Here is a 19201-nt window from a genome sequence, read left to right as displayed (position 1 = left end):
ACCTATTAACGTTTAGATTTCTTGTCAACACCGTGACCACGGTAGGTACGAGTCGGTGCAAATTCACCAAGCTTGTGACCAACCATATGCTCAGATACGATTACCGGAACATGGTTACGACCATTGTGAACAGAAATTGTTAAACCAACAAAATCCGGGAGGATCATCGAACGACGCGACCAAGTTTTGATCGGCTTACGGTTATTCGCCGCGATAGCCGCTTCAACCTTAGCGAACAAGTGCGCATCGACGAATGGGCCTTTTTTCAGAGAACGAGGCATTGTCAGATTCCTTTACTTGTTACTTAACGCGACGGTCGCGAATAATCATCTTAGTCGTACGCTTATTGGTACGTGTCTTGTACCCTTTAGCTTTTTGACCCCATGGGCTTACAGGTTGAATACCCTTGTTACGCCCTTCACCACCACCATGTGGGTGATCTACCGGGTTCATCGCCATACCACGAACGGTAGGACGAACACCACGCCAGCGTGATGCACCAGCTTTACCCAGTGAACGAAGGTTGCTTTCTGAGTTAGATACTTCACCTAACACAGCGCGGCATTCAACGTGTACTTTACGCATTTCGCCTGAACGAAGACGAATAATTGCGTAAGAACCGTCACGACCCAACAACTGAGCAGACGTACCAGCAGAACGTACTAATTGTGCGCCCTTACCGATTTTAAGCTCGATGTTGTGAAGAGTAGAACCGATCGGCATGTTGCGAAGTGGCAAACAGTTACCTGGACGAATTGGAGCATCGTTACCAGACTGAACTGCATCACCAGCACGCAGACCTTTAGGTGCGATGATGTAGCGACGTTCACCGTCAGCATACTTCAGCAACGCAAGGTGCGCAGTACGGTTTGGATCGTATTCAATACGCTCAACTACAGCAGGAATGCCGTCTTTGTTACGTTTAAAGTCTACGATACGGTAGTGTTGTTTATGACCGCCACCAACGTGACGAGTCGTAATGTGACCGTTGTTATTACGGCCGCCAGTACGCTTTTTAGCTTCAACTAATGGAGCGTACGGAGCACCTTTGTGAAGATGGTCGTGAACGACTTTCTCTACAAAGCGACGTCCTGGAGACGTTGGCTTACATTTTTGAATCGGCATAATTTTCGTCCTTATTCCGCTGTGCTTTCAGCGGTATCGCCCAAGTCAGCCATTTCAACATCTTGGCCAGCTTTCAGGGTGACGTATGCTTTTTTAACATCAGAACGACGTCCTAATGTTTTACCAAAGCGTTTAGACTTACCTTTAGTGACAGTCGTGTTAACTTTAACCACTTCTACACCAAAGAGTTGTTCAACTGCTTTTTTGATTTCAAGCTTATTTGCATCAAGTGCAACTTTGAATACTTGAACACCAGCAGTCTCACCTAAAACTTGTGCTTTTTCTGAGAAAACAGGTCCTTGCAGGACTTGATATAAACGTTCGTTGTTCATCCGAGTTCTACCTCAATTTTCTTAGCAGCAGCTACAGACATAACAACTTTATCGAACGCGATCAAGCTAACAGGATCGATTGCAGTCGCATCAACCACATCAACGTATGGAATGTTGCGAGCTGCCAGATACAAGTTCTCATCAACAGCATCAGTAACGATCAATGCACGCGTAGCATTCAAGTCGTTAAGTTTTGCAAGCAATTCTTTAGTTTTTGGAGCTGCAACTGCAAACTCATCAACCAGCACCAAGCGATCTTGACGAACAAGTTCAGCCAGGATGCATTGCATAGCACCGCGGTACATTTTACGGTTTACTTTTTGAGACCAGTCTTGTGGACGAGCAGCAAAAGTTTTACCACCGCCAACCCAGATTGGGCTACGAATAGAACCAGCACGAGCGCGGCCAGTACCTTTTTGACGGAATGGTTTTTTACCACCGCCAGCAACTTCCGAACGTGATTTCTGAGCTTTAGAACCTTGACGACCACCAGCTAGGTAAGCTGTAACAACTTGGTGTACAAGAGCTTCATTAAATTCACGACCGAACGCAACTTCTGATAATTCAACAGCAGAGCCGGAAACAGTATTTAAATTCACGTTATTTCCCCTCAGGCCTTGATCGTAGGACGAACAGTTACGTCGCCACCGGTAGCACCAGGAATCGCACCTTTAACCACCAGAACTGAACGTTCTGCGTCGATAGATACAATTTCAAGACCCTGTACAGTTACGCGTTCAGCACCTAAATGGCCAGCCATTTTTTTGCCTTTGAACACGCGACCAGGGGTCTGGTTTTGACCTGTAGAACCTAGAACACGGTGAGATACAGAGTTACCATGTGAAGCATCTTGCGTACGGAAGTTCCAACGCTTAACACCACCCTGGAAACCTTTACCTTTAGACTGACCAGTTACGTCAACAATTTGACCCACTGTGAACAGATCTACGCCAATAGTAGCGCCAACTTCACGACCTTCAAGCTCAGCTTCTGAAACGCGGAATTCTTGAACCAGACGACCAGCAGCAACACCCGCTTTCGCAAAGTGACCTTTCTGAGCGTTAGTTACGCGAGATTCGCGACGTTCACCAGTAGTGATTTGAATCGCTTGATAACCATCAGTTTCAAGCGTTTTGATTTGAGTGATTCGGTTAGGATCAACCTCAATCACTGTAACAGGCACAGAAACACCAGCGTCTGTAAAGACACGTGTCATACCGCACTTGCGACCGACTAAACCAATAGCCATGTGCATAAACCTCTAAAAAAGCGGCCTAATTAACTTAGAGTGTTAATTAACCGAAAGCCTTAACCCAATGCGATCTGAACATCAACACCAGCTGCTAGATCCAACTTCATCAACGCATCAACAGTTTTATCAGTAGGTTGAACGATGTCGATCAAACGTTTGTAAGTGCGGATCTCGTATTGGTCACGCGCATCTTTGTTAACGTGTGGGGATGTTAAAACGTTAAAACGTTCAATGCGTGTAGGCATTGGAATTGGACCACATACTTGTGCGCCAGTACGTTTTGCTGTTTCTACGATTTCTTGAGCTGATTGATCAATTAGACGGTGATCAAAAGACTTAAGACGGATACGAATTCTCTGGTTAGACATACCAGTTAACTCCAAGCCAAATATATAAAGAATCACTCTTGACGCATCTCACCCCACTATTTCAAGGTAAGTGTCAAGAGCAGTGAAATATCACCAAGGTCATGATCGATGCCATGACTGTAACGATAGTTAACTACTTTCTTCGCAGTTAACCCCTTCCTATTGAAGGGTCGCTCATTATAGTCATTGTTTAATGCATAAGCAAATGCCTTTTACAGTTTTATCCGGCTATTTAACTGCATTTTCTGAATTGGCCATTTATTTTTCTGGAAGTATCAGCATTGACCCAGTCGCTTCTTTTTTAATTGCATGCTTGAGTCGCTATTTTCCTCCATAAAGCATTTTTTATTCATTTTCCACTTTCTGCCAGACTTGAAGATACAGGCTCGAGCACTGCGTCAACTCTTTTTATCTTTCTCAAAAGTTCTTAAACTCACTGAGTTATTTCAAAAATATATTAAGAAACAAGCATACTTTTACCAAACCGCTCGAGCTGATCAAGATGGGGATTCGCTATTACTCCACTCTGTGCATAAGGGCCTCGCCAGCTTTTTTAATATGGGTCATAAGATAAATGCTTATTAGATCTAGCCTACTCTGAGTTGAGCTATTTTAATCCCGCCGTAAAAGCCGATTTTACAACACACCATCCACCCTAAAACCAGATAAAGCTTTTCAACCATCTTCATAGCCCTAGTCGCGCCCTCGAGATTCTCTTAAGCTAGGACAATAACGACTTACATTTGAGCGCATTTACGTGAAAAAAAATCCACAAACCGCCCTGATTCATGCACCGCGAAAGGCTCCTCAATATATTTCTACGGTTCAGCCTCCCCTTTATCGTGCATCCACCATCATTTTTGAAACCACGGATGCATTGTTTAATCGCCACTGGAGCGATGACTATGATTATAGTTATGGCACCCATGGCACACCTACCACATTTACATTAGCCGACAACATTGCTCAGCTTGAAGGCGGACAATACTGCTTGCTGGCTCCCAGCGGCTTGTCGGCCATTAACCTCGTCAATTCCTGTTTTCTTGCGCAGGGGGATGAAGTCTGGGTAGCAGACAATATTTATGGCCCCAACATGGAGCATCTGCGTAATCTGGAAAGCCGCTATGGTATTACGGTAAAGGTCTATAATCCGCTAGAGGCCAGTTCATTCCAGCCTACAGAAAAAGCTAAACTGATTTGGCTCGAAGCCGCAGGTTCAGTAACGCTGGAATTTCCGGATCTGACCGCTCTAGTTCAAAAGGCGCAGAAACATCATGTCTTGACTGCACTCGATAATACCTGGGGAGCAGGTCTGGCATTTAATGCCTTTGACTTTGGTGCGGAACATTTAGCGGTAGATATAACCGTGCATGCGTTGACCAAATATCCAAGCGGCGGTGGTGACATCTTGATGGGCTCTGTGGTGACACGGGATCAAAAGCTGCATCATCAGTTGTTCCGCATACATGCAATTCAAGGCATTAGCGTGTCCGGTGATGATGTGGCACAAGTGCAACGCAGCCTGGCATCCATGCAACTGCGTTATCAACATCAAGCTCAAAGCTGTTTAAAACTGCTGGCTTGGCTTCAACAGCGAAATGAATTTGTTCAGGTCTTACATCCTGCCGATGCGCATGCCGCAGGTCATAAATACTGGCAAGAAATTTGCAAAGATGGACAAAGTGCCGGTCTGGTCAGTGTGATTTTTAAACCTGAATACACTTTAGAAGATATTCGTACCTTCTGCGATGCCCTGCAACTGTTCAAGCTCGGATTTAGCTGGGGTGGGCCGGTTAGCCTGGTCATGCTTTATGACTTAAAAGAGATGCGCATGCTTCAACATTCACATTTGAAAGAGGGCTTCCTGGTTCGCTTCTGTATTGGTCTAGAACATCCTGCAGATTTAATTCAAGATATAGAAAATGCATTAAAACAGTTAGCTCAGCAGCAACATGAATAAATCAAAATAGGAAATAATATGGGTGCAGCAACCGTGATTGCCAAAAAATTGCCCATACACAGAGAGGGTCTGACAACCACAATTTGCCAACCGCCACGGCTTAATCGCCGGGGTAACGGGCAGTGTTCAAACCCTAAGCCTAAAAGCCAAGCCATTGGCGAACTGGGCACAGGCAAAGCCTGAATTAGCTATCTGAATGAACAAGGCATATCGCAAATGGTTGAAAGTTGCTGGGGGATACTACCCTATTCTTCATTTCACCCACTTGCCCCCAAAGAACGCAAAATACTGCTCAACTAGAGTATCTGCGGGCATTTACCAACAAAGCTTGGATGGTGAAAATGCGGTTGAGATGTTACAGCAAAAAGCAGCTGAACCCACTGCCAAGCAACATCAAAAACTGTTTCAAGATACATTTAGAGCTTTTATCAAAAGTGCTGCACGTAGCTGGGGATGGCAGGAGTGGAGAGAAAGTTATCTAAGGTTTATTGGGCGCCCTGTTCGTAAAAAATAATCTATTCCTTCGATCATTAACCTCTTCATTATAGAATATTCTTATATTCCATAATTTTTTTATGGGTATTTAAGTGATGGCTATTGTAAAACCATTTCTAAAAATGTATTTTAAATACATCTTATAGATAACACCCATGAGAAATCAGCTATGACTCCGCAGCAAATTGATCTTGTAAAAGCCACTGTTCCTGTTCTTCGTGAAAATGGGGTTGCACTAACAGGTTATTTCTATAACCGCATGCTGGGCAATAATCCAGACTTAAAAGAAACCTTCAATATGGGCCATCAGCGTAGCGGCGCGCAAGCACAAGCCTTGGCAGGGGCAGTGTTGGCCTATGCGGAAAACATTGAAGATCCTTCTGTGCTTTTGCCTGTGGTTGAACTGATCGCCCACAAACATGTCAGCCTGAATATTCAAGCGCCGGATTATAATATTGTGGGGGAAAACCTGCTGCATTCCATCAGTGAAGTACTCAATATTTCAATGGAAGATCCTTTAATTGATGCTTGGGCTGCGGCTTATGGTCAATTGGCGGATTTATTCATTAACACTGAAAAAGCCATTTATGATCAACATCAGCAAACCAAAGGCAGCTGGTTAGGCTGGCGCAATTTTAAAATTGCCAAAAAAGTAGTGGAAAGTGATGAAATTACTTCTTTCTACCTTACCCCTGTAGACAGTGGCGATTTGCCAAAATACGAAGCAGGACAATACATTTCTGTTCGTGTCTTTGTGCCGGAACTCAACTTAAGACAGCCTCGTCAATATACGCTGTCCACTTGCCCGCAAGCGGACTATCTGCGTATCTCGGTCAAACGCGAAGATCAAAAAGATGATTTAATTCCGGGCTGGGTCTCTAATACTTTACATAGCCTGCCAGAAGGTTCAGAAATTGAAGTGTCTGCGCCAACAGGTAATTTTTACCTGATTGATGCAAATAAACGTAATGTATTTATCAGTGGTGGTGTAGGCCTCACCCCGATGATTGCCATGCTGAATCAACTGGTTACTTTAGATATGCCACAACCCGTCACTTTCATCCATGCGTGTCGCAGCAAACAAGTGCATGCCATGAAACAGCATATTCAGGATTTAAAAGCAAAATATCCTCGCTTAAGCACAGTGACTGCCTATGAGTTTCCGCATGCCAGCGACAAATTAGGCGAAGACTTTGACATTGCAGGTCGTTTAGACCTTAGCAGCCTCGACAGTGCCTTACTACCAACAAATGCAGACTACTACCTTTGCGGCCCAATGCCATTTATGGCTGAACAGCAAAAAGTACTGCTGGCTCGCGGTATTCCGGCTGAAAACATTCACAGTGAAGCCTTTGGCACAGGTGGTGTACACCACTAAGCGGCAACACAGACACAAAATAAAAAAAGGGGGTTAGTTTGGTTATGCTAGACTAGCCCCAATTTTTTTAATCAAAAATCTCAGTATTATCATGCAACTGAATAAATTCACTGATTATGCGCTTCGTATACTGATGTATGTTGCACAACCCCGTGATCTCCCTTATACGATTGCTGAGCTGGCCGAGCGCCTGGAAGTTTCGCAAAACCATGCGATGAAAATTGTCCATTTTATGGCAAAGCAAAACTGGCTGATTACCACCCGCGGCAAAGGTGGAGGAGTACGCCTGAATCCGGATACTTTGAAACTTCAGCTCGGGCAGATTGTGCGGATTTTACAACGTGACAACCAGATTGTGGAATGCAATGATCCTCCCTGCGTACTGCGCTATGGCTGCGGTTTAAAAGGTATTCTGGATCAAGCTATGGAACAGTTCTATGCCAGTCTGGATCAGTATATTCTGGGCGATGTGATTCAGCCTGTTCAAGGGCATTTTAGCCTTCAGTCCCCCATCAACCTGATTAATCTTTAACAGCTATTTCCCCCTCTTTGCGGCTGAACAGCGCTAAAGTTCGCTTGCCTGCCCGACTTCCTTTATAATAGTTCCTTGTATATTAGTCATTGAAGTTGAGCCATGCATCACAGCAGAGGAAAGTCGAAAAACAGTAAGGCATCGAATGCCCCAAAGCAAAAGATCAGCTATGAAAAAAAAGTAGATCCTGCGATTACTGAGTACTCTGTGCGCGCACTGAACTGGTTGCGTAAAGCTGAATTCTTAATGAGCGCACCCAAGCTGAGCCTGTGTGTAGAAGATACGGGGTATGAAGTGGCTTTTGCAGGCCGTTCAAATGCAGGGAAGTCGAGCGCGATTAATGCCTTGACCAACCAGAAGCAGCTGGCACGTGCATCGAAAAAGCCGGGGCGCACCCAGATGATCAACTTCTTTAGTCTGGGTAATCCAGATCAGCGCCTGGTTGACTTACCCGGCTATGGCTATGCCGCCGTACCAGAAGCCATGAAGATCGTATGGCAAAAAGAGCTGGAAAATTACCTGATTCATCGCCAGAGCCTGCAAGGTCTGGTGTTATTGATGGACATCCGTCACCCTCTGCAGCACTTTGACATCATGATGCTGGAATGGGCCTATTCACGTAAACTGTTCGTGCATGTGTTATTGACCAAATCTGACAAACTGAATCGTGGTCCAGCCTCTAAAGTCCTGCAAGAAGTGAAAGCCAAGCTGAAAAAAATGAAGCTGGACTTTTCGATTCAGCTGTTCTCTTCCCTCAATAAGCAAGGTCTGGAAGAACTGGCCAGTGTGATGGGGGGTCGCCTGAATTTCACGCTGGATCAGACCGTTGAGTTTGACCTGGACAGCATTCCTGACGCGGTAGCCGATGAACTGGATGAACCACAAGAATCGATGTGTATAGAAGAAGATGAATCAGAGGCTCAAATTGCCGATGATGCGACGGATGAAAGCCGACAAGCCGATTAATCAGGATAATCCCCCCAAATTCATCATTAATTGATATTTCAATGTCCCGTATTGCTAATCACAATGCGGGATATTTTTTTCATACTGATTTTTACCGCATGTAGAGCATTACACGTTAAAACAATAAGGACAGTATGATGAAACTTTTCTCCCGTTTAAAAAACTCTAAACTCGGCTCATCTATCAGCTATTATATTCAGCCACGTAAAGTAAAATTTGAATGGCAAGACACGCCCGTGGACTGGATTCCACAGCAGCCTTATGTAAGCTATTTCATCAATGAAATTAATATGATTTTACCTGCTGGCGAATTCTGGTTTTGTCGCCTGTATAATAAAGTTTTGCCCCAAATTCGTGATGAAAAACTGAAACAGGATGTGCAAGCCTTTATCCGCCAAGAAGCAATGCATGCTCAAGCGCATAACTCTGCCAATTATGAATATTTAACCGTGCGCAATATTGATATCCAGCGCAACCTCAATGTCATGAATTTCCTGTTTAGCCGATTACTGGCCGACCAGCCTTTAGGCCTAAAGATTCCTTCATTACTTGAACATCAATGGGATTTATTTCGCCTCGGCATTATCGCCACGGTGGAACACATGACCTGCGTACTGGGTAAATATGCCCTGTATAATCAGGAATGGCAGAAACTGGGAGCAGACCCAGCCATGCTGGATCTGATTAAATGGCACGGTGCAGAGGAAATTGAACATCGTACTGTCGCCTTTGATTTATACCGTCATTTAGGTGGCGGTTATATTGCCCGTTATTACCTCAGCATCATTGTGATTGCGGCCGTAATTGGCCTGTGGGTTGATGGCACTGCCCATCTGATGAAACAAGACCCCCGCTTTAAAGCGATCCGCCCGGCCGTATACAAGCCGTGGATCTGGCGTGAATGGTATGCGATTGCACAACGTAACAATAATTTAATACCCAGTCCATTTTGGCTCATCTCACAGCAGCTGGGATATCTGATGCCATGGTACGATCCACTGCACGAAGCCAAAACTGAAGATGCGATTGCTTATCTGGCATCCTCCCCGGCAGCCAAACGTGCAACACAGCTGAAAGTGGCATAATCCCCCCATTCATCACTTAAGCCGCACGATACAATAATGCCTACCCAGCAGGGTCAATGCCCTGCTTTTAATTTGTTCGCAGTATATGGAAATAACAAGAAATACGGCGTGTGCACGCCTGCATTTCCGTCATTAAATTTGCAGGGCGCGACCTGGCGGCAGCCTTGGATTTTTATCGTGAAGGCTTGAGTTTAAGCAGTGAAGGCGTCATCGGTGAGGAATTTGGTTAGGACGCTGCGGCATTTATTGAACTGCAATCAGGTTTAAAACTGGCTTTATGGCCGCAAAGCAGCATTCAACAGGATAACTGGACTGACGCTGAGTGCAATATGCCCCACACACATGAGCTGGGGACAAAAAATCTATAATCCTCTGAAGGTCGGTCAAGCAATGGCTCAGGCAGAAAATACCGGCGCCAAAATTATCAGAGCTGCACAAGCCAAGCGCTTACGAGGGTTATACAGTGTATGTGCAGGATCTGGAAGCTAGCTCCTGAAAATCATGTTTAACCCCCCAGTTCGGAAGTGGACTAAGTCTGTTGTGGCTCACGGGTATAACGATCGACCACCACGCTGATCATCATGTCACCCTGTACATTGACCACGGTACGCACTGTATCCAGCAGACGGTCGATCGGTAACAGAATCGCAATCGCTTCGGCAGGCAGCCCCACGGATTGCAGCACCATAATCATGGTTACCATTCCGGCACTAGGAATACCTGGTGCACCTAAAGAGGCAATCATTGCCGTGGCACAGACAATCAGCTGCTGCCCCAAACTCAGGTCTAGCCCCATCAGGTTAGCAATAAACAATGCTGCTGCTGCCTCATATAAGGCCGTGCCATCCATATTCAACTGAGTGCCTAAAGGGATAACAAAGCCGGCTGTTTGTGGGCGTACCCCTAAATTTTCCTGTGCACATTTTAAAGAGAGCGGCATGGTGGCAGAACTGGAACTGGTGGCAAAAGCAGTGATCAGAGCGCTACGGGTGCCCTTAAAGAAAGTCAACGGGTCCATTTTCCCGAAGAACCACAACAGAAGTGGCAGCACCACTACACCATGAAAAATCGTAGTTCCAGTCACCACTGCCGCAAACTCGGCCAGACGGCTGAGCACAGAAATATCTTCGGTTGCAATCAGTTTGGCCAATAAGGCAAAAATTCCTATCGGCGCCAGTTTCATTACCCAGCCAATCATTAACATCATGATGTCAAAAAACTGATGACTGAGTTTACGCACGGTACGAAAGCGGTCACCTCCTGCCACCAGCGCCACCCCGATAAACAAGGCAAATACCACCACTGCCAGCACATTGCCATCTGCAAAGGCCTTAAAAGGATTAATCAGGGTATTTTGAATAAAATTGGTGAAAAAGGAGGACGGTGTCAAGGTATCCGGCGTTTTATGCTGTACCATGGCATCTTGAAACATCACCACATCTACACCCTTGCCCACCTCAAATAAATGTGCACAAGTGAGTCCCAGAATCAGTGCTAAAGTGGTGGTCGTGACACAGCACATCAATGTGATTTTCCAGGTCCTGCTGAGCTGCCCGCCGGCTTGCAGGTTGGAGACTCCAACCACAATTGAGGTAAAAATCAGCGGGATCAGGATCATTTTAAGCAGACCAATAAAGATGCTACTCGCAATGCTGATTGCGTACAGGCTAATATTGAAAAACGGGATTTCTGGAAATAAAGTCAGTAAAAATCCAAACCCTACCCCCAAGACGGCGGCAATTAAAATCTGCGTATTCAAGCTCATTTTACGTGCATTTTTAATATTGATCTTAAGCGGCACTATGCCACGCAAGAACTAGAGAATCGAGTAATTTTTTATAAACACCCCTCTCTAAAAAAGCATCAAGCCGGATCTGGAGTCCGGCTTGATGTAGGTTTATATACTGATTTACTGGGTTTCAATTTCACGTAAACGAATCAGGCCTTCCTGAGTGGTACTACAGACCAGCTCGCCATTTTGCCACATCCGTCCAAAGTTCAGGCCGCGTGAACTGGCACTTTGCGTTGCCTCCATGTCATAGAGCATCCATTCATCTACCCGGAAGGGCTTATGAAAATACATGGCATGGTCAATACTCGCACACTGCAAGCTTGGAGATAGATAGCTCAGGCCATGCGGACGTAGCGCCGTGGTCATCAAGGTAAAGTCAGAATAGAACGCCGCAATAGCCTGATGCAGGGAGATGTCATCGACTTCTGCTGCAATCCGGTCATGGGTACGGATATAGTGTGCATAAGAAGGTGCTTCAGGCTGGGGCTGAAACGGATTTTGCGGATTGACCGGACGAATTTCGACATGACGTTCACGGGTAAAAGAAGCACGGACATTTTCCGGAATAAACTCAATCATCTGCTGGACCAAGGTCACTTCATTTTTCAGGCTTTCCGCTGGCGGATATTCAGGCTCTGAAATCTGATAGTTCAGCCCTTCTTCCTGCTGGGCAAAAGACACCATACACATAAAAATGATCCGGCCATGCTGGATTGCACGCACCTGGCGGCTGACAAAACTCTTGCCATCACGAATACGGTCAACCTCATAGATGATCGGAGCGTTAACATCGCCACCAAACAGAAAGTAGGCATGCAGAGAATGCGCTGGACGGTCTGTGGTATAAGAGGCCGCACGCAAGGCCTGACCCAAGACCTGCCCACCGAACACACGCTTGCCGACCAGATTGCGGCTAATTCCACGAAAAATATTTTCTTCTAACTTTTCTAAGCTGAGCAGCTCGACCAGTTCCTGGGTTAAGGCATTCATAGGTAACCTATTCGATGGCGGGGAAATTCCCCAGTAAAAATACACATGTATACAAATAAACTGGAATATTCTGCCATAAATTCAGACCAAAACCCTAAAGATTGCTTGACTGTCCTGTCATATCAATTGCACAAGCTACTAGGAAATACCTTGAATTTCGCGCTAAAATTGCACGGCTTCTGCTGAATGTGTTCAAAATGACATATCGTTTCTATAAAGAATCATACACAATCATTCCTCTTCAGAAGTCTAGTAGTTTTGGTCAGTAAATTAGGAGTAACTATGTCCAAGAATGGCTTTGGTCAAATCTACCGCAAGCTTTCAAGCAAGCTGCTTGATCTGGTGGTAACCCCTCAGGTTCTCGGGGAAGTACCAAGTGAAGTGACTGCTCCAGCCACTGACCAGACCGCCCCGGCATCACAGAAAATCATCTGCTACGTGTTACAGAATCACTCTCGCAGTAATGCGCTGGTCGTGGATGCTGAGACCCGTCGTCTGAAAATACCGCCGGCTCTGGATTCACTCGAGCTCGGTGAACTCAAAGAAAAAACCTCGCTGCTGTTCCTGCAGTATCATGATGATAATAATTTACTCAGCGCCCCAGCGCATGCTTTTCCGCCACGTCTGCTACGTCTGATTGAGGCACTGGAAAAACATCCGGAACTGGATGTCGAACTAATTCCGGTCACGGTGCTGTGGGGACGTGAGCCTGAAAAAGAAGATTCTTGGTTTAAACTGTTATTTACCGATACCTGGTCGACTCCAAGCCGGGTAAAACAGCTGGTCAATATCGGCCTGCACGGTCGTCAGTCTTATTTAGAGTTTCATGAGCCGAAGTCCTTGCGTGCCATGATTGACTTTGCCAAAGAAACCCATCCGAATTTATCGCCGGCCACGTATATCGTCTGCAACCTGAACGATTATCTGGACGCGCAGCGTGAAGTGGTACTCGGGCCAGATCTGTCAGATCGACGTAATGTCATGCATGGCCTGATTAAATCGACCGATGTACAGGCAGCGATCCTGAACGAAAGTATCCGCAGCAAGATTTCAATGCTTGAAGCGGAGCGCCGTGCAATTGGCTATTTAAATGAAATTGTATCGGATTATTCGCACTCAACCGTGCGTTTTGCAGACAAGGCTCTGACCCGTTTATGGACCCAGCTTTATGACGGCGTCGAAGTGCATAACTTCAGCACCGTGCGTGAACTGGCCAAGGACTATGAAATTGTCTATACGCCATGTCACCGCAGCCATATCGACTATCTGCTTCTGTCTTATGTCATTTATAAACGTGGCCTGATGGTGCCTTATATTGCTGCGGGCGACAACCTGAATATGCCATTTGTGGGTCAGATTCTACGTGGTGGCGGTGCATTCTTCATCCGCCGGACTTTCCGTGGTAATGCCCTGTATACCACTGTGTTTAAGGAATATTTGTACAGCATCCTGTCACGTAATACCCCCCTGGAATATTTTATTGAAGGTGGCCGTTCACGCACAGGCCGTCTGCTTCCGCCAAAAACCGGTATGCTGGCCATGACGGTACACGGTCATTTACGTGGCAAGGCCAAACCGATTGTCTTCCTGCCGACCTATATTGGCTATGAACGTCTCATGGAAGGCGGCACCTATGTCGGTGAAATGAACGGGAAAGAAAAAGAAGCTGAATCTATTTTTGGTATTCTAAAAACTTTACGCAAAATTGAACGTATTTTTGGCAAGGTGCATCTAAACTTTGGTGAACCGGTGTTTCTGGATGACATGCTGAAACAGCATGGTGCGGAAAATATTCAGATTGCCAAGAATGATGATCCAATTCCAACTGCTGTATCTGAAGCCGTCAATAGTTCTGCTCAGGCAATTCTGGAAAATATCAATAGTGCCGTCGTCATTAACCCGGTTTCATTGCTGTCGTTGATCTTGCTGGCAACGCCAAAACACACGCTGGATGAAGAAGTCTGTATCAAGCAGCTGGATACCTACCGTAATCTGCTGATTGCCTTGCCATATGATGAGCGCATGCAGGTCACACCACTTTCAGGTAAAGAAATCGTGGCTTATGCCATGAAACTGAAACTGGTCAAACGCGTGAAACATGTGCTTGGCGATATTATTGCAATTGAAGATAATCAGGCTGTATTGTTAACCTATTTCCGTAACAACATCGTACATGCCTTTGTATTGCCATCCTTGATTGCAGCGCTGGTTGAACATAACGGTACGATTCGCCGTAAGGACGTAATCAATGTCAGCAGTACGCTTTATCCATTCCTGAAAGCCGAGCTGTTCCTGAAATGGGCAGAAGATAAAATTCAGGAACAGGTCAATGCCTATATTGACGCCTTAATTGCCAGCAAACTGATTGCTGAAGAAGGCGAAAATCTGGTGGCCCCTGCACCAAATACTGAAGCCTATCATCAACTGGAAGTTTTGACGGCACCGGTGACACAAAGTCTGGAACGCTATTATATGACGCTAGCCCTAATCACCCAGCGTGGTTCAGGCAATATCTCGACCCGTCAGGTAGAGGAACTGAGTCATTTGGTCGGTCAGCGTCTGTCCGTACTGTATGAATTCAATTCGCCAGAATTCTTTGATAAGGCCCTGTTCCAAAGCTTTATTAAAGTGCTGACCCAGAAAGGCTATCTCAGTACCAATGCAGACAATGCCATTGTCTATGATGAACAGCTGACCAATGTGGCGCAATATGCCAATCTGGTATTGGATGACGTGAAGCTCCAGATGCTACATCACATCACCGCCTTTACCGATGAAGAGCTGAAAGAAGTACTGGATGCGGTTGCGGCTGAACAGGCCAAAAAACGTGCCAGACGCAAGAAGAAAAAGTAAGTTTTAAATAAAAGAGAGGCCATTTGCCTCTCTTTTATTTTAGGAAGGATGCAGTTCGCTGCCAGATGTTCACTATGATTAAATCTTGGCTCCCTGACCCCTCTCCAACAAGAGTGAGTGTTTAATTCCTTTCTTAACAGAAAGAGGGAAAGCTTACTTCATCAACTCCAGATAATCCTGAAAACAGTCCGGATGGTTGAATCTAAATCCAGTTTTCTGCATTCGGGTTGCATACAGCTTTTTGCCTGTCACCTTGTGACTTTCCACCTGAAGCAAAGGAATCTGCATCTGCTGCTGGAACCATTGCAATACTTCAGCTAAAAGCTGAGGCTGGTTATTGGTCACAATATAAGAAGAATCAGGATGTTCCACGTGAATCAAGTGAGCAAGGAACCGTGCCAGATCTTCAATATGAATCCGGTTCGACCAGTGCAGATTCGGATAATGGGTCATGGATGCAGCCATGTGTTGCATCCGCCTGACCGAAGTGCCATAAATCCCGCTGGGACGGATAATCGTACATTGCTCAGGATAGGCGGCAAGATAAGCCTGCTCCATCTGCTGCAAAATTTTGCCCTGAGCATCCTGGGGATGGATTGCAGTGTCATCATCCACGCTTTCGCCGGCATTTTGTCCATACACCCGAGTCGATGAAACCACCACCATGCGTTTGACTGGATGCATGTTCAAGGCTGCCACAATGGGCTGAACCGAATCCAGATAGGTCTGCTGATAACCTTCAACCGCCCTTTGTCTTGAACTCAGTAAGACATAGACCCAGTCAATTGGTGCAACTGCTGTTAAATCCAGTGTATGTACATCCTGCATCAGATGAGTTGCAAATGAATCTGTTTTGGGACTTTGGCTAACTGTGCTAATTTGATGACCTTGTTCAAATAATTGTTTAGCTACCCGCTCGGATATTTTACCATAACCAATAAATAAAATATGCATTAAACACCGAATCACAGACCAGGTTGAGGAGACATGGCCGCAGTCCATCAGTTACAAGGCGTTGGCAATGCCGCCGCTGCTTTACTCGAAAAACTGAATATCTTGAATACTGATGATTTGCTTTTTCATCTGCCACGCGATTATGAAGACCGTAGCACGATCATTCCCATGAATCAATTAAACGTGGGACGCAGCTATTTGCTGGAAGGCACAGTCAAAGGAGTGGATTTTCCACCCGGCAAACGCAAGTCGATGGCGATTCTACTGGACGATGATTCTGGTAAAGTGACCTTGCGTTTTTATCATATCTATAAAGGAATTACCGACCGCTGCAAGCTGGGTAATCGCTTAAGAGTATTTGGCGAAGTTCGGGTCGGTGCGCGTGGTCTGGAAATGTATCATCCGGAACTGCAGGTCATTACTGAACACACCCCTCTGCCCCATACCCAGCTCACCGCCATCTATCCATCGACTGAAGGACTGACCCAGCCCAAACTGCGTGAATACATCAAGCAGGCACTGGAACTGCACAGTGATGATTTGCCCGAGCTGTTACCACAGAAATTTAGCAATGGCTATGATCTCAAGCAGGCACTGGAATATATTCATCATCCGCCACTGAATGCCAATATGGTGCAGCTCAGCCAAGGTTCACATCCGGCACAGCAGCGGCTGATTTTTGAAGAACTGGTCGCACATCAAATTAGTTTGCTGACCCGACGTTCTTTTCTCCAGCAGATTGAAGCCCCTTCATTTGCACCCAGTAAAACTTATGCCAAGCAGCTTTTGGCCAGTCTGCCCTTTGCAATGACCGGCGCACAAAAGCGGGTATCGAAAGAGATTGCCCACGACCTGAAACAAAACAAACCGATGTTGCGTCTGGTTCAGGGCGATGTTGGCGCCGGAAAAACCCTGGTTGCTGGAGTGGCGGCCTGTCATGCCCTGGAAGAAGGCTGGCAGGTGGCCTTGATGGCACCGACTGAAATTCTGGCTGAGCAGCATTATCTGAATTTTAAGCGCTGGTTTGAGCCACTGGGGCTGACTGTCTCCTGGCTCTCTGGCAAGCAAAAAGGCAAAGCCCGTGCAGCCTCCGAACAGCTGATCCGGGAGGGTAGCACGCATCTCGTGGTCGGGACTCATGCGCTGTTTCAGGAAAATGTCGAGTTTGCCAAACTCGGCCTGGTGATTATTGACGAGCAGCACCGTTTTGGAGTGGATCAACGTCTGGCGCTAAGAAACAAAGGACTGGATGGCATGTCTCCGCATCAGCTGGTGATGACTGCCACCCCGATTCCACGTACCCTTGCCATGTCGGCCTATGGTGATCTGGATACTTCAGTCATTGATGAACTGCCACCGGGCCGTACTCCGGTTCAGACCGTGACCATTCCACTTGACCGGCGTGAGGAGGTTTTACAGCGCATTGTAAGTAACTGCGCCGAAGATAAACAAGCCTATTGGGTCTGCACACTGGTGGAACAGTCGGAAACGCTGGATGCCCAAGCCGCCGAAGCGACTTTTGCCGAAATTAAGGAGCGTTTTCCGGAGCTGAATATCGGCCTGGTGCATGGCAAGATGAAAGCCGATGAAAAACAGGCCGTGATGCAGCAGTTTAAACAGAATGAACTACAGCTGTTAATTGCCACTACCGTAATTGAGGTCGGAGTCGATGTTCCGAATGCGTCAATTATGGTCATTGAAAATGCTGAACGCCTGGGTCTGTCACAACTGCATCAGCTGCGTGGCCGGGTTGGTCGCGGTGCCAAAGCCAGCTTCTGTGCCCTGCTCTATAAGCATCCCCTGTCACAAAATGGTCAGGAACGCCTGCGCATCATGCGAGAAACCAATGACGGCTTTATGATTGCTGAAAAAGATCTGGAATTACGTGGTCCGGGAGAATTACTGGGAACCAAGCAGACAGGTGATATGGGCTTTCGGGTGGCTAAACTGGAGCGTGATGATCATCTGCTGGGTCAGGCACACTATGTGGCCCAGCAAATGCTGAAAGATTATCCAAAACAGGCAGCAGCCTTGCTCAAACGCTGGCTTCCCGAGGCACCGCGCTATGCCTATGTTTAATATACTGCAACAGGGCAAGCACTGGCTGAACCGTTTACAGCCCTGCCAGTTATGCCACACGGACCATCAAGCCCTGCATTCTGTCTGCCAGGATTGCTGGCAGCAGTTACCGTGGGCTCATCAGACCATTCAACGTCAGGACATCCTGTTTCAGGTGGCCTGTGATTATGCCTATCCGATGGATCGCTTAATCCAGTTATTTAAATATGAGCAAAAGCTGCATCTGGAGCCGCTTTTGGCCGGTGCCCTGCTGAGTTTGAATTTCCCAAAAGTCAGTGCTGTGGTGCCGATGCCGATCTCTACAGAACGTCTGGTCGAACGCGGCTATAACCAGTCTTTATTACTGGCCAAGCAGGTAGCCCGACAACTCAATGTGCCGCTCTGGCAGCCTGTTCAGCGTATGAAACAGCATTCACAAAAAGGTTTAAGCCGTCTGGAACGCATGGAAGATATTGAAGCGCAGTTCCAAATCGTAACTTCTTCAACAATACGCTACCGGAAAGTCCTGATCATTGATGATGTCGTTACAACGGGCAGCTCGGTGCGTGCTTTAAGCCACAAACTCAAAGAGCTGGGGTGCCAGCATATTTATGCAGCTTGTCTGGCTGGCGCCAGAATGTAATCTCAATCACACGGATACCAACAGATATTCTTTTACCCAAGGTATGACAATTTCTGTCGTCAACGGAGCCAACTGGACATCCTTCTGCCCTACGTCTACCCATTTCATCTCAACAATTTCAGCCTTAATATGCGGCTCAGTAGCCAGCTCAACCAGATAGACATAACTGATGAGCTGATGATCAGGCTCATTGGCGGCCAGTGTTTCAAAGCGTCCTATACATTGCTGTATTTGCGCCTGACAGCCAATTTCTTCCTGAATTTCCCGTAACAGGGTTTGTTCAGGCGCTTCATCCGGCTCCAGCTTTCCACCCACCTGCATAAAACAGTCTGTTCCCTGCTTGCGAACCACCAGCAACTGCTGGCTTGAATTTAAAATGATAGCTGCTGCCACTGTAATTGTGTTCATGGATCTGGTG

Annotated in this window: 20 protein-coding genes; 10 read left to right on the top strand and 10 right to left on the bottom strand. The window is 46.4% G+C overall.

Annotation, left to right across the window (positions count from 1 at the left end):
- Window positions 1-5: 5 nt before the first annotated feature.
- The 6 genes from rpsS to rpsJ are packed head-to-tail and all read right to left on the bottom strand — an operon-like array spanning window position 6 to window position 3077.
- Window positions 6-281, bottom strand: a complete 276-nt coding sequence (gene rpsS, locus NI467_RS01040) for a 30S ribosomal protein S19 (RefSeq protein WP_004281508.1) — start codon at window positions 279-281, stop codon at window positions 6-8.
- 19 nt (window positions 282-300) lie between these two features.
- Complete coding sequence (gene rplB / locus NI467_RS01035; RefSeq protein ID WP_151203988.1) at window positions 301-1125, bottom strand: 50S ribosomal protein L2; 825 nt, start codon at window positions 1123-1125, stop codon at window positions 301-303.
- Between the two features lie 11 nt (window positions 1126-1136).
- A complete protein-coding gene (gene rplW, locus NI467_RS01030; RefSeq protein ID WP_151203989.1) occupies window positions 1137-1457 on the bottom strand; it encodes a 50S ribosomal protein L23 in 321 nt (106 codons plus the stop codon).
- The gene (gene rplD / locus NI467_RS01025; protein WP_151203990.1) at window positions 1454-2056 is read right to left on the bottom strand and encodes a 50S ribosomal protein L4; all 603 of its coding nucleotides are present in this window, start codon (window positions 2054-2056) and stop codon (window positions 1454-1456) included. The genes rplW and rplD overlap by 4 nt, the downstream gene beginning before the upstream one ends.
- Before the next feature lie 11 nt (window positions 2057-2067).
- Window positions 2068-2706, bottom strand: a complete 639-nt coding sequence (gene rplC / locus NI467_RS01020) for a 50S ribosomal protein L3 (protein ID WP_151203991.1) — start codon at window positions 2704-2706, stop codon at window positions 2068-2070.
- A gap of 59 nt (window positions 2707-2765) precedes the next feature.
- Window positions 2766-3077, bottom strand: a complete 312-nt coding sequence (gene rpsJ / locus NI467_RS01015) for a 30S ribosomal protein S10 (protein ID WP_000070912.1) — start codon at window positions 3075-3077, stop codon at window positions 2766-2768.
- A gap of 757 nt (window positions 3078-3834) precedes the next feature.
- Between rpsJ and NI467_RS01010 the strand changes: the two genes are divergently transcribed.
- The 7 genes from NI467_RS01010 (at window position 3835) to NI467_RS00980 (ending at window position 9493) form a co-directional block, all read left to right on the top strand.
- Window positions 3835-5037, top strand: coding sequence for a PLP-dependent transferase (locus NI467_RS01010; RefSeq protein WP_253150447.1), 1203 nt, complete (start codon window positions 3835-3837; stop codon window positions 5035-5037).
- Between the two features lie 18 nt (window positions 5038-5055).
- Window positions 5056-5220 carry a hypothetical protein gene (locus NI467_RS01005; protein ID WP_253150445.1) on the top strand — a complete coding sequence of 55 codons (165 nt, stop codon included), beginning with the start codon at window positions 5056-5058 and terminating at the stop codon, window positions 5218-5220.
- 13 nt (window positions 5221-5233) lie between these two features.
- Window positions 5234-5551: a hypothetical protein gene (locus NI467_RS01000; protein ID WP_253150443.1), complete on the top strand. Its 318-nt coding sequence runs from the start codon at window positions 5234-5236 to the stop codon at window positions 5549-5551.
- Between the two features lie 150 nt (window positions 5552-5701).
- Entirely contained in the window at window positions 5702-6910 is a 1209-nt protein-coding gene (gene hmpA, locus NI467_RS00995; protein ID WP_174660279.1) for an NO-inducible flavohemoprotein, read from the top strand.
- Window positions 6911-7001: 91 nt separating this feature from the next.
- Entirely contained in the window at window positions 7002-7442 is a 441-nt protein-coding gene (locus tag NI467_RS00990) for an Rrf2 family transcriptional regulator (protein WP_174660280.1), read from the top strand.
- Between the two features lie 102 nt (window positions 7443-7544).
- Window positions 7545-8408, top strand: coding sequence for a ribosome biogenesis GTP-binding protein YihA/YsxC (gene yihA / locus NI467_RS00985; protein ID WP_151203995.1), 864 nt, complete (start codon window positions 7545-7547; stop codon window positions 8406-8408).
- A gap of 137 nt (window positions 8409-8545) precedes the next feature.
- Window positions 8546-9493, top strand: coding sequence for a metal-dependent hydrolase (locus NI467_RS00980; RefSeq protein WP_253150441.1), 948 nt, complete (start codon window positions 8546-8548; stop codon window positions 9491-9493).
- A gap of 529 nt (window positions 9494-10022) precedes the next feature.
- Here NI467_RS00980 and NI467_RS00975 read toward each other — a convergent pair.
- Window positions 10023-11258 (bottom strand): dicarboxylate/amino acid:cation symporter, encoded by a 1236-nt coding sequence (locus NI467_RS00975; RefSeq protein ID WP_253150439.1) that lies wholly within the window; start codon window positions 11256-11258, stop codon window positions 10023-10025.
- Window positions 11259-11402: 144 nt separating this feature from the next.
- The gene (locus tag NI467_RS00970; RefSeq protein ID WP_253150437.1) at window positions 11403-12275 is read right to left on the bottom strand and encodes an acyl-CoA thioesterase II; all 873 of its coding nucleotides are present in this window, start codon (window positions 12273-12275) and stop codon (window positions 11403-11405) included.
- 282 nt (window positions 12276-12557) lie between these two features.
- Between NI467_RS00970 and plsB the strand changes: the two genes are divergently transcribed.
- Window positions 12558-15128, top strand: coding sequence for a glycerol-3-phosphate 1-O-acyltransferase PlsB (gene plsB, locus NI467_RS00965; protein ID WP_253150435.1), 2571 nt, complete (start codon window positions 12558-12560; stop codon window positions 15126-15128).
- Window positions 15129-15281: 153 nt separating this feature from the next.
- Here the strand turns inward: plsB and NI467_RS00960 are convergent, their stop codons facing one another.
- Window positions 15282-16082 (bottom strand): NAD(P)H-binding protein, encoded by an 801-nt coding sequence (locus NI467_RS00960; RefSeq protein ID WP_253150433.1) that lies wholly within the window; start codon window positions 16080-16082, stop codon window positions 15282-15284.
- Between the two features lie 33 nt (window positions 16083-16115).
- On the opposite strand from NI467_RS00960, the gene recG reads away from it, so the two are divergent.
- Together recG and NI467_RS00950 are read left to right on the top strand one after the other, a co-directional pair.
- On the top strand, window positions 16116-18161 hold the full coding sequence (recG, locus tag NI467_RS00955; RefSeq protein ID WP_174660286.1) for an ATP-dependent DNA helicase RecG: 2046 nt from the start codon (window positions 16116-16118) through the stop codon (window positions 18159-18161).
- Window positions 18148-18783 carry a ComF family protein gene (locus NI467_RS00950; RefSeq protein WP_253150432.1) on the top strand — a complete coding sequence of 212 codons (636 nt, stop codon included), beginning with the start codon at window positions 18148-18150 and terminating at the stop codon, window positions 18781-18783. Before recG ends, NI467_RS00950 begins: the two co-directional genes overlap by 14 nt.
- Before the next feature lie 6 nt (window positions 18784-18789).
- Here NI467_RS00950 and NI467_RS00945 read toward each other — a convergent pair whose 3' ends face one another.
- Window positions 18790-19191 carry an NUDIX domain-containing protein gene (locus NI467_RS00945; protein ID WP_253150430.1) on the bottom strand — a complete coding sequence of 134 codons (402 nt, stop codon included), beginning with the start codon at window positions 19189-19191 and terminating at the stop codon, window positions 18790-18792.
- Between the last annotated feature and the right edge of the window lie 10 nt (window positions 19192-19201).

The organism is Acinetobacter sp. S4397-1, from assembly GCF_024129285.1.
GTDB lineage: Bacteria > Pseudomonadota > Gammaproteobacteria > Pseudomonadales > Moraxellaceae > Acinetobacter > Acinetobacter lwoffii_C.
The sequence above is the reverse complement of the archived record's forward strand: the minus strand, read 5'-3'. Positions and strand labels throughout refer to the sequence as shown.